At 64.9% G+C, this 15332-nt stretch carries 10 protein-coding genes and 2 tRNA genes; 8 read left to right on the top strand and 4 right to left on the bottom strand.

Translation table 11 applies throughout. From position 1 onward, the window contains the following. On the top strand, positions 1–700 hold a 700-nt coding region (locus NFR41_RS03920), incomplete at its 5' end, for an IS3 family transposase (protein ID WP_251230784.1). Between the two features lie 95 nt (positions 701–795). Here the strand turns inward: NFR41_RS03920 and NFR41_RS03915 are convergent. From NFR41_RS03915 to NFR41_RS03900, 4 genes are all read right to left on the bottom strand, one after another. Further along, a complete protein-coding gene (locus NFR41_RS03915; RefSeq protein WP_251230783.1) occupies positions 796–1137 on the bottom strand; it encodes a NifB/NifX family molybdenum-iron cluster-binding protein in 342 nt (113 codons plus the stop codon). A gap of 115 nt (positions 1138–1252) precedes the next feature. Next, on the bottom strand, positions 1253–2719 hold the full coding sequence (locus NFR41_RS03910; RefSeq protein WP_251230782.1) for a DEAD/DEAH box helicase: 1467 nt from the start codon (positions 2717–2719) through the stop codon (positions 1253–1255). Between the two features lie 62 nt (positions 2720–2781). After that, positions 2782–4191, bottom strand: a complete 1410-nt coding sequence (locus NFR41_RS03905; RefSeq protein WP_251230781.1) for an MGDG synthase family glycosyltransferase — start codon at positions 4189–4191, stop codon at positions 2782–2784. A gap of 120 nt (positions 4192–4311) precedes the next feature. Continuing rightward, positions 4312–4386 (bottom strand) — tRNA-Glu (locus tag NFR41_RS03900). 123 nt (positions 4387–4509) lie between these two features. Here NFR41_RS03900 and hisI point away from each other — a divergent pair. From hisI to arcC, 7 genes are all read left to right on the top strand, one after another. After that, the gene (gene hisI / locus NFR41_RS03895; RefSeq protein WP_285833850.1) at positions 4510–4830 is read left to right on the top strand and encodes a phosphoribosyl-AMP cyclohydrolase; all 321 of its coding nucleotides are present in this window, start codon (positions 4510–4512) and stop codon (positions 4828–4830) included. Further along, positions 4820–7744, top strand: a complete 2925-nt coding sequence (locus NFR41_RS03890) for a PD-(D/E)XK nuclease family protein (protein ID WP_251230779.1) — start codon at positions 4820–4822, stop codon at positions 7742–7744. Before hisI ends, NFR41_RS03890 begins: the two co-directional genes overlap by 11 nt. A 3-nt stretch (positions 7745–7747) precedes the next feature. Next, on the top strand, positions 7748–11302 hold the full coding sequence (locus NFR41_RS03885; RefSeq protein WP_251230778.1) for a UvrD-helicase domain-containing protein: 3555 nt from the start codon (positions 7748–7750) through the stop codon (positions 11300–11302). Positions 11303–11312: 10 nt separating this feature from the next. After that, positions 11313–11388: transfer RNA gene (locus NFR41_RS03880), tRNA-Arg, on the top strand. A 587-nt stretch (positions 11389–11975) separates the two neighbouring features. Continuing rightward, positions 11976–13193 (top strand): arginine deiminase, encoded by a 1218-nt coding sequence (gene arcA, locus NFR41_RS03875; protein WP_251230777.1) that lies wholly within the window; start codon positions 11976–11978, stop codon positions 13191–13193. Between the two features lie 112 nt (positions 13194–13305). Then, positions 13306–14301 carry an ornithine carbamoyltransferase gene (gene argF / locus NFR41_RS03870; protein ID WP_251230776.1) on the top strand — a complete coding sequence of 332 codons (996 nt, stop codon included), beginning with the start codon at positions 13306–13308 and terminating at the stop codon, positions 14299–14301. Between the two features lie 33 nt (positions 14302–14334). Next, the gene (gene arcC, locus NFR41_RS03865) at positions 14335–15288 is read left to right on the top strand and encodes a carbamate kinase (protein WP_160212531.1); all 954 of its coding nucleotides are present in this window, start codon (positions 14335–14337) and stop codon (positions 15286–15288) included. The last annotated feature ends 44 nt before the right edge of the window (positions 15289–15332 follow it).

The raw sequence follows: 15332 nt of genomic DNA, 5'->3' as shown, positions 1-15332 counted from the left end.
TCCCAACGGCTGCGGACATCGGCAGATCGCCATGTGCCTGCGCGCCGAGCGCGGCGCGCGCATCGCGGACAAGACGGTGTTGAAGGTCATGCACGAGATGGGGATCAGCTGCGGCATCCGCCGCGAAACCGACTATCACAAGTACAATTCGTACAAAGGCCTCGTCGGCGAGACCTTCGAGAACGTGCTGGGGCGCGACTTCGGAGCGGAGGGCCCTTGGCAGAAGATGGGCACCGACGTCACGGAGTTCAAGCAGGCGTGGGGCAAGGCCTATCTCGCGCCGATATACGACTTCGGGAGCAAAGAGATAATAGCGTGGTCGGTGTCGAAGAGCGCGAGCATGGCCCAGCAGCACGATATCCTCGATCAGCTTTTCTCCAGGATGCCGAAGGGCGCGACACCGATCCTGCATTCGGACATGGGCTGGCAATACCAGCAGAGGGCCTGGGCCGAGCGACTGAGAGAGCACGGCATCGTGCAGAGCATGTCGAGAAAGGGCAACTGCATCGACAACGGGGCTACCGAGCAGATCTTCGGTCATATCAAAGATGAGTTCTTCAAGGGTCGGAAATGGGCTACCTTCGAAGAGTTCAAGAAAGATCTGGACGCTTACATCGTTCATTGGAATACGAGGAGACGACAGGTTAAACTGAAAGGACTGACTCCGGAGGAATTCCGAAATCAGTCCTTAGCAGCTTAGTCCTTACTAATTCGTCCAAGTTTTGGGACGCAGTTCACTCTGCGAAGGGCGGGGTTTCTTCTTTTCCCGATGCCGGTCTCGGCGCACTAGGACGGTCAGACGGCCGCAAGCTCCGGGTAGTCGTCGTCGCAACCGTGCATGAGGGCGGACAGGTACGCTTGAACGGCACGCTCGATGCTGCCGCAAAACCCCTCGACCACGTCGATGCCCTGACGCTCGATCTGACTGCGCACAGCCTGGTCGAGGGCGTGCACCAGCAAAGTGTCGACCCCCAGCGACGTCAGTACGCAAACCCACGACTCGCCCGGTGCGATGGGGCTCGAGTAGTTCCGGCAGCGGACGATGATGCCGCGCTCGACGGTGTAGCACATGAACCCCGCAAGCGTTGTCTGCTCGGTGCATACCTCCGATCCCGCGCTCGCAACGGCAATCAGCATGGGCGCCCCCTTCCCCTACTTCCTTCCGACTTATTGTTAGGGAAGGGTGCCCGCTCGTTCGCCAGAAACCAGCAAACGGCGCCGGGGGCACCTCTGTACGGTACCGCCGCAGATCCTAGGAGCGCCCGCGCTTGCGCGCAAGGGCGGCGCGATGCGCCCTTCCCGGCTTCATGTCCTGACCCCGGGTGCGGCCCTGCTGGGTCGGACGGCCGGCTTGCGCGGGCTTCGCGCCCCGGGTCCTCTTCGCCTCATCGCGTCCCTGGCCGGCGGCTTGCGCGGGCTTCGCGCCCTTCCGCCGGGTCCGCTGCCTCTGCGACTCTGCCTGCTGGGCGGCCCGTTCCTTGGCTGCCTGCTTCTTGTGCTCGCGGCTCATGAGCTCGCGCTTGGCCTGCTGGATCTCCGGGTCCTTCCTGTCCTGCGCCCGCTGGGCTTTTGCCTGGGCCTCCTCAAGGGCTCGGTCCATATCGAAGCCTGCAAGCTCAAGGGGCCGTATGGGTTTGCGCACCAGTTTCTCGATGGCTCGCAGGTCGTCCTCGACCTCCGGCGTCACGAACGAGACCGAGAAGCCTTCATGGCCGGCGCGGCCCGTCCTGCCTATGCGGTGCACGTAATCCTCGGGCTGCGTGGGCAGGTCGTAGTTCACCACGTAGGACACCTCGTCCACGTCGATGCCGCGGGCCAGCACGTCGGTGGCCACCAGGATGTCGGTTTTCCCCTGGGCGAAGTTGTCCAGGGCGCGACGGCGCTGGTTCTGGCTTCGGTCGGAATGAATCGCCTCGGCCGAAAACCCTGCGCGCTTCAGGCGCCGGCAGGTGGCGTCGGCGCGGGAGCGGGTGCGGGCGAAGACGATGACGCGCTCGGATCCCTTTTCGGCAAGCAGGGCCTTCAGCAGGGCGGGCTTCACCTCTTGGGGCGTGCGCACGAGGTACTGGTCCACGGTATCGGCGGTCTCGCCGCGCTTGGCGATCTCCACTACGACCGGGTCCTTGAGCAGCGTGCCGACTGATTTCTGAACGGACCTGTCGATGGTGGCCGAGAACAGAAGCGTTTGGCGCTGGGCCGGCGTCTGCTCGACGATGCGCTTGACCGAGGGCCAGAACCCCATGTCGAGCATACGGTCGGCCTCGTCGAGCACCAGCACCTGCACCCGGGAGAGCGCGACGGCCTGCTGGTTCATGAGGTCGATGAGCCTGCCCGGCGTGGCCACCAGGACGTCGGTACCCTTTCTGAGCGCGGCGATCTGGGGTTCCAGGGACACGCCGCCCACAACGCAGGCGACGCGATGGTGCGTTCTCGCCGCAATGGTGCCCGCAACGTCGTAGATCTGCTGGGCGAGCTCCCTTGTGGGAGTGATGACGAGCATGAGCGGCCCTTGGCCCTTGCCCGCATGGGGCAGCTTGTCGAGGGCGGGCAGCGAGAAAGCGGCGGTCTTTCCCGTACCCGTCTTAGCTGCGGCGATGATGTCGCGTCCTTCGAGCACGCAGGGTATGGCCTGCGCCTGCACGGGGGTGGGGCTCTCGTAGCCCAGGTCGCTTACGGCTTGCAGGGCGAGAGGGGAAAGGGGCAGGTCGGTGAAGGTCACGGTTTCCTCGTTTCGTGGGATGGGAGCGGTTGGTTTTCGGGCGAGGGCGGCCGATCGGGCGATCAGCGAATGTGGGCCGGTTTGCCGCCGAGGTAGAAGTTGGCGAAGTGGCGCTTCAGCACCGGGTCGTCCGGCTCGCGCGTGCGGGCGGCCAGCGCGAGGCTTCGGGAGACCACGTCTCGTGCAGCGTTGGGCTTCGCCAGGAAGCTTCCGTTGACGAGCATGGCCTTGGTGCTCTCCGGGTTCAGCGACACGTGGCGCAGGGCGTCCAGCAGCTCCCGCGGCGTGGTCACGTGCATGGCGACTCCCAGCGAGGTGAGCAGGTTTACGTTCACCTTCTCCTGCCCGTAGGCGCGCCCCAGCAAGATCATGGGGGAGCGGGAGCACAGGCACTCGGTCACCGTGAGGCCCCCGGACTTGCAGATGATCAGGTCGCTCGAGCTCATGAGCGCCGCCATGGCATCCACGTACTCGAGCACGGTGGCGTTCTCCACGCCCAAATCGGAAAGCGATGAGCGCAGATGGTCGGCGTACTCGCGGTCCTTGCCGGCAACCAGGACGAAGTGAAGCGTCCTGTCCATGGTGCGCATGTAGGGGACGATCTGGTCGATGGCCGCGCGGAAGTGCACGTAGGGGCGGGGCAGGTAGGCGCCGGCCAAGACCAGCACCACGCGCTTGTCCTCAGGCAGCCCCAGGGATGCGCGGGTCTGGGCGGAGTCGTAGCTTTTTCGGAAGTCGTCGCGCGTGGGTATGCCCGTGATGGCGATGCGCTTGTCGGGCACCTTGCGGGGGCGCAGCGTCTCGGCCATGGACTCGCTGGCCACGCAGAACAGGTCGGTAGCCTGGTGCGGCCACAGCCCCTCGGTCTCGTAGTCAGTGGGGACGCTCACGATGGGGAAGTCCTGCTTGGAGAGCATGCGCGCCGCTACGCTGGCGTTGGCTGCGGTGATGTGGGTGCAGATGACCGCGGCCGGCTTCTGCTGGCGGATGTACTCCGTCAGCGGGGAGTACATGGCCCACGACCAGATGGTCCCCCCACCCCACAGGAGGCGTCCGGTAAGAGTGTATCTCCAGGTAAGATCGTAGAACGGGCGCGTGGCCCCCGTGAACAGCGACGCTGTCTTGTTTCCGTCGAACACGATGCGCCCGAAGTCAAGCACGTCGACCACTTTTACGCGGCAACGGTCGAGCAGCGCGTCGGCAGCTTCGTCGCCGGTGCTGGTCGCAAGGCCCTCGCGCCGCTCCCGCTGCATGTTCTCCAGGGCCTGGGCGATGGCTTCCGCGGCGCTGCGGTGGCCCGAACCCACCGAGGCGTGCATGACGAGCACCAGGGGCGCGTCTGCCGGCTCTGGTGCTGCGGGTTGTGCGGGGGAGGGCTCCGACGGGGAAGCGTCTACCGGGTTACTCGGTGCGGTCTGCTGGGAGCTGGCGTCTGCGCTTTCGTCCTGAGCCGGTGTCTCTGTGGTCGTCATGGGCAACAGTATAGTGCAAGGGATCGGCCGATGCGCCCAAGGCGGGACGAGCGAGCGCCAAACCTGCCGAAACGCCATGAAACGAAAAGGGCAGGCCGTGAAAGCCTGCCCTGCGGTTCGTGGTGCCCCCAACGAGAATCGAACTCGTGTCTCAGCCTTGAAAGGGCCGCGTCCTGACCTCTAGACTATGGGGACGGTGGCTGCTGTCGATTTACATGCATCGAAATAGCCGTACTAGTATCGCAGAAGACACAACGCGATGCAAGGGTATAATTAAGCATCTTCGGAAAGGGGAGTGGATAGGGTATGGAATATCCCATGCTTGCTTTCAACGAGCAGGGCCTTGTGCCCTGCATAGTTCAGGACGGTGGCTCGCGCGAGGTGCTCATGATGGCCTGGATGAGCCGAAAATCGCTGGACGCCACCTTCGCATGCGGGGAGCTGGTGTTCTGGTCGCGCAGCCGCAAGGAGCTCTGGCACAAAGGTCTTACCAGCGGAAACACCCAGAAGCTGCTGGAGCTTCGCTACGATTGTGACGGCGATGCGCTGCTGGCGCTGGTGGAACCGGCGGGCCCGGCGTGCCATACCGGGGAGAGGAGCTGCTTCTTCCGCGAGCTGGAGGGGCCCCATGGGCTTTGAGTGCGCGCATTGCTTCACCGACGCGGTGCTGGACGGATGCCGATGGCTGCAACGCCAGCAGGCCCCCCAGCTCGTCGCGCTGCTCGGCACCCGCTCCGATGTCGAGCTCGCCCGTCGGGCGGCTGCCGATGCGGGCCTGGGCTTCGGCGTCCGCTTCGAGACCGTCTCGTCGTGGGTGCGGTCCCTGTGGGAGCTTCTGGGGGACGGTCGGACCGTCGTCGACGGAGCCTTGCGCGAGATTCTGGTCCGGCGCCTTCTTCGGCAATCGGCCGGGCGCCCGGCTTGCGCCGCAAGCGAGGTCGACTCGACGGTCTCGGTCGTCGCGCAGGGCGTGCTCCCGGCTTTGCTTGCGACGGGCGTCGAGCCTGCGGAGAGTCTCGGCCTTTCGTCTCGCGAGCTCGATGCCCTCGGCTATGCCCGGGAATACCGAAGCGCGCTTGAAGGCGAAGCTCTGGTCGACCTGTCAGATGCTGCGGCGCTCGTCGCCTCGGACGATCGCCTCGAGTGCTGCGTGGCCGTTATCGGCTCGTTCGCAACCTCTGCCGGCCAGCAGCATTTCCTGGACAGGCTGGAGGCTCGCTGGCCCGTTGCCCGCTTTCCCTACGGTTACGAAAGCCCCATCCCGTCGCCGCGCCGCGCATCCGAGCTGCAGCAGCTGCTCGGACGGCTGTACGCGAGCGCGCCGACGCCGCCCGTCCGTCCCGGGGGAGCCGTCCGCTTCCTGCTGCCTTCGGGGGATTACGCCTCGGCCCGCCTTGTGGCGGAGTGCATCCTCGACTACCTCGGCGAGAGGTCGGGCGCAAAAACGGGTACGGCCCGGGTCGTCGTCGCCGCGAAGGACCCCATGGCTATGCACCGCCGCCTGGTTCCGTGGCTTAATCGGGCCGACCCGACCGTAAGCTGCGCGCTCTCCGAAGTCCAGGCCTTCGAGGACACCGCGTTCGGCCGAGGCTTCCTCGCGCTGCTGGATTTCGCGACGGAGCGGCCCTGCTCGCTGGAGGCCGCGTCCGATTTCGCGCTGTCCCCGCTTTCCGGGGCGAGCCTCTTCGACGCCTCGAAGCTCGATGCGCGCTGGCGCGCCGATAGGCTTGCGGACCGCGAGGCCGTCATTGGCGATCTTGTCGGGTGCAACCCCGACTTGCAGCCGCTTTTCGCATGCCTGTCGGCCGGCAACTACGGCGGGGCTCTGGCCGTCCTGCGGTCGGTTGCCAGGCTGGATGCTTCGGGTTCCACCGCGCATCGTCGCTCCATGGCGGCGGCATGCAGCAGCGCCGAGTCGTTCTTCTCGCTGTGCGAAGACGCGAAGGCCGACCCGCTTTGCTGCATCGATCTGCTCCGCCGCGTCAAGGTTGGTTTCTCGGGATGCTCCGGCGGCGAGGGGGCTGCGGATGACCCTGCCGTGGTGGTGACGTCCCTGAAGCAGGCGAGCGCGATGGCGCCATGCAGCTGCGGAATGCTTGTCCTGTGCGACATGAGCGCATCGTCCTACCCGGTCAAAGCGTCGGAGGACTCGGTCAGCCTGCTGGCGGAGAAGCTCGGCCTGCACCAGAACCGCCCCGACGCGCTCGGCGAGCACAGGCGCATGGTGTTCCGCGCGCTGGAGACCGCCTGCGACCGCGTGGTTCTCGAGCGCCCCCGCTTCGACCAATCCGCCTCGGAGTCGTACCCGTCGGTGTCATGGGAGGAGATCGCCGACGGATACCGCCCCATGGGGTTCGAGCTCGAAGACGGGGAGGTCGCGCTTTTTGCGGACGACAAGGCCACGGGCCTTCCGCGCGTTCTGGGACCGTTCTGCCGCGGCGCCGTCGAGGAATCCCTGACCGGTTACGCCTACGGCACGGCGCAGGATGCCGGCCTTGCCCTGCATGTTCTCCCCCAGCGCGACCCGTTCTCGCTCGTCGACACCGACCGGGCGCCCTCGGCCCTCTGTCCTGTGGGGCCGGACGGGACCTTCCTGCTCTCGCCGTCGGCCGTCGAGACGTACCTCGAGTGCCCGGCGAAATGGTTTTCCGAGCGACGTCTCAGACTCGACTCCCTGGATGCCGAGTTCGGCGCGCGGGAGACGGGAACGTTCGCCCATGACGTGCTGCGGCGTACGTTCGAGCGCCTTGGCAGCCGGGGCATTTGCGCGGTCGACGGCGAGAGCCTCCCTGCGGCCCGAAGGGTTCTGCAGGAGGTTTTCGACGAGCGGCTGGCCGCCCAGGCCGCCCTCGGCCCCTCCGATTGCCCGCTTATCGCCTTGGATTCCCTCGAGCGCGAGGAGGTGGAGCTGCTCCGCAGGCGCCTGCTGTCCTACCTCGAGCGCGAGGCCGGCATGCTGCCCGGCTTCGCTGCGCGCTACTTCGAGCTTCCGTTCGGCACGGAGGAGCCCTTCACCTACGCCGGGTGCCTGATCCGCGGGAGCATCGACCGCGTCGACGTGAACGAGCGCGGCCAGGCGGTGGTCATCGATTACAAGAGCTCGGCGAAGCCGGAGCATTGCCTGGCGAGCTGCTCTCCTTTCGCGACGGCGGCCGGCGGCACCGAGGCGCAGGGAGGCGAGCTCGTGCTCCCTCACAGGGTTCAGGCGCTCGTCTATGCGCAGGTGGTCCGCCGTATGACGGGACTTGACGTGGTCGGGGCGCTGTACGTTCCCTACGGCAAGCCGGCTGGCAGGGCCTGCGCCGTGGGAGCCTACGACCCGCAGGCGATCGGCGAGGCGGACATCCCCGGCGTGAAGGGCACGGAATGCGGGGTCTTCGGCGATGCGGCCGAGGCGTTAGAGGTTGCCGGTTTCCACGAGCTGCTGGACGAGGTCGAGCGGCGCATCGAAGTCGCTTTGCGCGGAATGCGCGCGGGGGATGTCGCGCCCAGGCCCCGAGGAGGCGCCCCGTGCAGCTGGTGCTCGTTCCTCTCGTGTCCCGAAAGGAGGTAGCTTGTGGATCTGACGACGTTTACCGACGGCCAGCGCAAAAGCGTCACCCACCTGGGAGGGCCGCTTCTGGTCTCTGCCGGGGCGGGTTCGGGCAAGACCTTTACGCTCACCCAGCGCATCGCCTATGCGCTTCTTCCCGAAAGCGGGCCGTTCGCGCAGGATATCGACCAGATAATGGCGATCACCTTCACCGAGAAGGCGGCGTCCGAGATCAAGGCGCGCGTGAAGCGGACCCTTTCCCAGGAGGGGTTGCACGAGCAGGCGCTGCGCGTGGACGGCGCGTGGATCTCCACCATCCACGGCGCTTGCGCGCGCATCCTGAGAGCCCATGCCCTCGAGCTGGGCATCGACCCGAAGTTCGGCATCTTGAGCGAAGCCCAGCGCCTTGCGCTGGTGTCGCAGGCCGTCTCGGAGGCCCTTGACGCGGCGCGAACGGACCCGCAGCTGCTCGGCTACGGATTGCTGCTGCGCGAGTACGATATCCGCGCCAAGGGCATGGCGGCCTCAAGCGTGCAGGCGATGCTCGAGGCCCTCATGGGGAAGCTCTCCGGAATGGCCGGCGGCCTCGAGAGCCTGGTGACAGGCCCCGGCGCACCTCCTGCAGGCATCATCGCCCGTCGCCTCGTTGAGCTCTACCGCGCTGTCGGAGAGGTCGTGGCTTTGCAGAAAGAGAGCAGCACCTCCGAGAAGGCGGCAAGGACCGTGGCCGATTCCCTGGACGCCTTGGAAGCCTATCTCTCGTCGGGGAAGGGCGAGGGCGACTACGAGGCCCTCGCGCAAGCGCTGGACCGGTGCGGGACGGTCGGGCGAAACTTCGGCTCGAAGGAGTGCAAGGCGCTGGTTGCGGACTTCCAGCAGGAGCTCTCCGCGGCGTGCGCCCAGGTGGTCCTTGGACTGGCCGCCCCCGCCGCATCCCAGCTCGTGTCGCTGACGGCGAAGGTGGGCGAGATCTACGAGCGCCTCAAAACTGCCTCGGGCTCCTTTGACAACGACGATCTGATGATTCGAACCTTAAGGGCGTTTTCCGACCATCCGCAGATCGCGGCCTATTACAGGGACAAGTTCAAGCTCGTCATGGTCGACGAGTTCCAGGATACCAGCCAGCTGCAGATAGACCTGGTGTCGTTTCTTGCCGGCGAGCACCTGGAGCGGCTGTGCACCGTGGGGGATTCCCAGCAGTCGATCTACCGCTTTCGCGGCGCCGACGTCAACGTCTACGAGGCGCACAAGCAGACCATGGCCTCGCCGCAGGTCGGCGCCCTCGGCATCCAGCTGTCCAAGAACTTCCGAAGCCATAGGGACGTGCTGAGCTTCGTGGACCGCATCTTCGAGCAGGACCGGTCGTTCGGTCGGCGATTCATGTCCCTCGAGCCGAACCTGTCGCGCGAAAGCCTGCTCGCGCCCGGGCTGCCCCGCATCCAGGTTGAGCTGTGCGGCTACGCCGCGCAGGGCGAGGCCAAAGTGAGCTCTTCTGATGCCGTGAGAGCTTCTGCCATGCTGCTTGCCCGACGGTTCGCGGAATACCGACAGGCCGGCCACAGCGCTTCGTCCATGGTGGTCCTGCTTGGGCGGATGACCAATGCGCCCGTGTTCGCCTCTGCGCTGCGGGACGAGGGCTTCGAGTGCATCGTGGCCGGGGGCTCGTCCTTCGCGGGCACCGTCGAGGTCCAGGTGATCGCAAGCTTGCTGCGCGCTTTGGCGAACCCCCTCGATACCAGGGCCCTTTTTCAGGTGCTCGCAAGCGGCATGTTCGGTCTGACCGCCGAGGAGCTGCTCGAGCTGGCGACGGCGTGGGACGGGGAGGGCTTCGCCCGGACGCGCAGTCTCGCGATGGGGTTGATGTCGGCTTCCGCCCCCGAGTCGTCCGGGCGACCAGCTGGCACGAACCTCTCGACCGGGCAGCGGGCCGCCGTCCTTTTCAGCGAGGCCCGCGCAAGGCTGCGGTCGGAACCCGCATCCGTTGTGGCATCCCAGCTGGTTGCTGCTTCGGGATGGCTCCTGCGGCTCGAGGCCCAGGGCGCCCAGGGCAGAGCCGAGGAGGCCAACGTTCTCAAAGCCCTGCGCCTGGCGTCGTCCCTCGAAGAGGAGCGCAAGGTCGGGCCGGCAGCGCTCGCCAAGCTGTTCGAGGCGGAGCTCGCCGCCCTGAAGGAGCCCCCGGGCGCCCTTTCGGGTTCGTCCAGCGAAGCGGTGCGCATTATGACCATCCATTCGTCCAAGGGGCTCGAGTTTCCCATCGTGGGCGTGGCTGAGTTCACGAAGGATGCGAAGCTTCCCCCCCTTGTGGCCGAGACCGTGGGACGTCACGTGTTCATGTCGCTCAAGGCCTCCCGTTCCGCCGACCGCTTCGCCAACCTGTTCAAGATTGCGAGGGGCTTCTCTGCGGCAGCCGCCGACGACCGGGAGGATGCGGCGGACGCCGAGGACGCCCTGCTCGCCCAGCGCGATGCGCTATCCTATCGAACGTTGCTGGAGCAGCGGATGCGGGACGAGGAGCTTGCAGAAGGGCGCAGGAAGCTCTACGTGGCCCTGACCCGGGCAAGCGAGGCGCTGGTCGTGTCCATGGTGGCCAAGGAGTCGAAAAGCGCCGGCTATCCGGAGCTGATCGAGGACTTCCGCTGCGCGCTCTTCGGCGACGAGGATTTCCCTTCGGGGGAGGCGCTCTGCGACATCGGCGCCGAGCAGCCGTGCCTCTTCCGTCGGACGGATGCCCGCAGCGTTCTCGCCGCTGCGCGGGACTGCGGGACCGAGGCCGCGGGCGCAGAGGGTTTCCCGGTGCTCGATTTGCCCCTTGCCTGCGACGCGGGCCTCGCGCCGTGGGCAGGCATGGCGCGGGACGCGGTCTCCTACAGCTTCTTGTCGCGCACTGCGGATAGCTTCCGCGGCCCGTCCGACCTATGGGCGAGCAGCGAGGGGGAGGGGAGCCTTCCGCCTGAGCCCCCGTCCACCGAGGAGCGGCTGTGCCTGGACGACGACGAGCCGGCTTGTGGGGATCGTCCATCCGACGAGGACAAAGCGACCGATTTCGGCATCGCGTTTCATCGCGCGGCGGAATACTGCGGCAAGACCGGCTCCGTGCCTCCGGATGGTGCCGTGGGAGCCATTGCGCGCTCGGTCGGGTTGAGCGATGCGGGGACCGAGCGGCTGAGGCGCGCCGTTGCGCTGTGGTTCGACAGCCCGTGCTTCCGGGAGGCGTCGAGGTACTCCTCCGTTCGATCCGAAGTGCCATTCCTCGTCTCCCTCGGCGAGGGCATGTACCTGGAAGGCGAGATCGACCTGCTCTGCACCGATGGCGACGGCAAAGCCTTCGTCGTCGACTATAAAACGGGGAGGAACCGCCTTCTTACCGAGGACGACCTGTTGAGGAAGCATCAGCTGCAGGCGCAGTCCTACGCCTACGCGCTGCTGGTGAGCGGCTACGAAGAGGTGGAGCTTCGGTTCGTCTACGTCGAGCAGCCGCAAGACGAGGGCGGACTGAGGTCAGTAGGCTTCCGGTTCGCCGAAGGAGATAGGCTGCCGCTGGGACAAGCGCTGCGAGCGGCCGCGGAAAGTGCGCTATAATCATCGGCGAGCGCCCATGGCTCAACGGATAGAGCATCAGACTTCTAATCTGACGGTTGCAGGTTCGAGTCCTGCTGGGCGCGCCAGATAACACCAGGCCAGAGCTGATCTTTCGCTCTGGCCTTCTTGCTGCGCAAGCGATGCGCGTGCTAAAGCGCGCCGATTTGATTCGCTTCAAGAGTTTTCGCTCTGAAATATCGAATATTTTTGATTCGATATGCAAATTCATACATCAATATTCCTCCATAAGCCTAGTTCATCTAGATATTTCTCGTGCAAGTATATCTGTTTACAATTTGTAATTTCCAATAAAGTCAATACGAAAAAGCTAAATAGTTGTGTTTGTTTCATGTTCTCATTGAAATTCTAGCGATGACCAATTGCCCTCTTTTTCAGGCGTTATGGAAACGGGAGGCTAACGTTGCGATTCTGTTGTTGATTTTTGGGGTTATCAGTGAGACTGTTAAGCACGTCGTTGGGTTTCCGGTGCGCAACGGACCCAGCGATGCTTCAGGTTTGAAAATGCATAGGCGGGGAATTCCAACACCTGTGCATGCCGCCGGAAACGACGGCGCTTGGCGAAGACAGCCAAGAAGGCGCTAAAGGACGTTTTCTTGGCAGCGCGCGGCTCTAACCCGGCCGTGCGTCACTTAGCGAAAAGGAGGGTTGCATAATGGCAGGCGTTAACGTCAAGAGCGAAATCAAGCCCTTGAAGAAGGTACTGCTCCACCGTCCTGGCGACGAGCTGCTGAACCTGACGCCGAACACGCTCGAAGAGCTGCTGTTCGACGACATTCCGTTCCTGCAGGTCGCCCAGGCCGAGCACGATGCCTTCGCGGACATCCTTCGCTCCGAAGGGGTAGAGGTTGTCTACCTCGAGGACCTGATGGCCGACGTCATGGCCCAGCCTGGCAGGCGCGAGCAGTTCCTGGCCCAGTGGTTGAGCGAGGCGAACATCCACACGGACCTGTACCGCGGGATCATCTCCGACTACCTGGCCGAGAACTACGCAGACCCGAAGGCCTTCGTTATGAAGACCATGGCGGGCATCAATCTGCAGGAGCTTCCCAACGACAAGACCGACACCCTGGTCGACCTGGTCTCCGATGCCTCCAAGCTCGTGGTTCCTCCCATGCCGAACCTGTACTTCACCCGCGATCCCTTCGCGATGATCGGCAACGGCGTCTCCCTGAACAGGATGTACTCCGTCACCCGTAACCGCGAGACCATCTACGGCGAGTACATCTTCAAGTACCATCCGGACTACGACAAGGTCCCCGAGTTCTACAGCCGCTACAACTCCTTCCACATCGAAGGCGGCGACATCCTCAACATCAACGAGAAGACGCTGGCCATCGGCATCTCGCAGCGTACCGAGCCCGACGCCATCGACCAGATCGCGAACAACCTCTTCGCCGATCCCGAGTCCACCATCGAGACGATCCTGGCGTTCAACATCCCGAACTCCCGCGCCTTCATGCATCTGGACACGGTGTTTACCCAGATCGACGTCGACAAGTTCACGGTGCACCCCGGCATCATGGGCCCGCTGACCGTCTTCGAGATCACGAAGAATCCCGCCGGCGGCCTGAAGATCCGCGAGCGCTCCGAGGCCTTGGAGAAGATTCTGGCCGAGTACGTGGGCTGCCCGGTGGAGCTGATTCCCTGCGGCGGCGGCGACCGCATCGCTGCCGAGCGCGAGCAGTGGAACGACGGCTCCAACACGCTGTGCCTGCGCCCCGGTACCATCGTAGTGTACGAGCGCAACAACGTGACCAACGAGGTGCTGCGCGATAAGGGCCTCAACGTGCTGAGCATGCCCTCCGCAGAGCTCTCCCGCGGTCGTGGCGGTCCGCGCTGCATGTCCATGCCTCTGTGGCGCGAAGACTAACCCAGCCAACCAAAGGCCCGACCCGAGGAAGGATCGTTTCCATATCCGCTTCGGGAAGGGCCTTTCCGTTGCGATGCCGTTTACCGTTTACCCCTCCAGAAAGGAATAAGCTATGCCTGTGAACCTGAGCGGTCGCAGCTTCACGAAGCTGCTCGACTTCACCCCCGAGGAGATCAACTACCTGATCGACCTCTCCCAGAACTTCAAGGACATGAAGCGCGCCGGCGTGCCGCACCGCTACCTTGAGGGCAAGAACATCGTGCTGCTGTTCCAGAAGACCTCTACCCGCACCCGCTGCTCCTTCGAGGTAGCCGGCATGGACCTGGGCATGGGCGTTACCTACCTCGATCCCGGCAGCTCCCAGATGGGCAACAAGGAGTCCATCGAGGATACCGCCCGCGTGCTCGGCCGCTTCTACGACGGCATCGAGTTCCGCGGCTTCAAGCAGTCCGACGTGGAGGAGCTTGCCGCCAAGGCCGGCGTTCCGGTGTGGAACGGCCTGACCGACGAGTTCCATCCCACCCAGATGATCGCCGACATGCTCACGGTCAAGGAGAACTTCCCCACCGGCATCAAGGGCCTGAAGTTCGTCTTCTTCGGCGACCTTCGCAACAACATGGGCAACTCCCTCATGGTCGCCTGCTCCAAGCTGGGCCTGGACTTCGTCGGCTGCGGCCCGAAGGACCTCATGCCCGAGCAGGGTCTGGTGGATACCTGCAAGAAGCTTTGCGAGGAGTCCGGCGGGTCGGTCACCTTCACCGACGACCCCAAGGCCGCTGCGAAGGGCGCTAACGTCCTCTACACCGACATCTGGGTGTCCATGGGCGAGTCCGCCGACCTGTGGGCCAAGCGCATCGAGCTGCTGTCCCCGTTCCGCGTGACCAAGGAGCTCATGGCCCTGGCCGACAAGGACGCCATCTTCATGCACTGCCTGCCCTCCTTCCACGACACCAACACCTCCATCGGCAAGGACATCGCCGACAAGTTCGGCATCACCGAGATGGAGGTCGAGGACGACGTGTTCGAGTCCAAGCAGTCGCGCGTTTTCGACGAGGCCGAGAACCGCATGCACTCCATCAAGGCCATCATGTACGCCACCCTGCGCTAGGGGCGTCTTTTCTGAAAGGTTAAGGTGATCGCTATGCCTTACAAGAAAGGAAAGGGCCCAAGCGTCGTCATCGCCCTGGGCGGCAACGCCCTCGGCAACACGCCGCAGGAGCAGCTCGAGCTGGTGAAGGACACCGCCACCCATATCGTCGACATGATCGGCGAGGGCGTCAACGTGGTGGTGTCCCACGGCAACGGCCCGCAGGTGGGCATGATCAACAACGCGTTCGCCTATGCGGCCGCCAACGACGGCAAGACGCCCGAGATGCCCTTCCCGGAAGCGGGCGCCATGTCCCAGGGCTACATCGGCTACCAGCTGTCCCAGGCCATCCTCAACGAGCTCAAGGAGCGCGGCATCATGCGCTCCACCGCCTGCATCGTGACCCAGACTGTCGTCGATGCGAACGACCCGGCCTTCCAGAACCCCACGAAGCCCGTGGGCGCCTTCCTCTCCGAAGAGGAGGCAAAGGCCAAGGCCGACGAGACCGGGTGGACGTTCAAGGAGGACGCCGGGCGCGGATGGCGCCAGGTGGTCGCTTCCCCCAAGCCGGTTCGCATCGTCGAGTTCGACGCCATCAAGGACCTCATGGACGACGGCTACGTGGTGGTATCCACGGGCGGCGGCGGGGTTCCCGTGCTCGAAGTCGACGGCAAGTACCAAGGAGTGCCGGCGGTTATCGACAAGGACCGCTCCTCGGCCAAGCTGGCCGCCGACTTCCATGCCGATATGCTGGTCATCCTGACCGCGGTCGAGAAGGTGTGCATCAACTTCGGCAAGCCCGACCAGCAGGAGATCTCCTCGATGACCGTGGCCGAGGCCCGCAAGTACATCGACGAGGGTCAGTTCGCCCCCGGCAGCATGCTGCCCAAGGTGGAGGCCTGCATCGAGTTCGTCCAGGCGCATCCCGAGGGCAAGGCGCTCATCACCTCGCTCGAGTGCGCCGCCGAGGGCCTCGAGGGCAAGACGGGCACCGTCATCACCGCGTAGTCCTCTGCTTGAAGCTGCCGCCCGCCTTGCTCGGGCCGGGCGGC

The organism is Adlercreutzia aquisgranensis, assembly GCF_943193145.1.
GTDB lineage: Bacteria > Actinomycetota > Coriobacteriia > Coriobacteriales > Eggerthellaceae > Xiamenia > Xiamenia aquisgranensis.
Note: the sequence above shows the minus strand (reverse complement) of the source record. Positions and strands in the feature narration are given on the sequence as shown.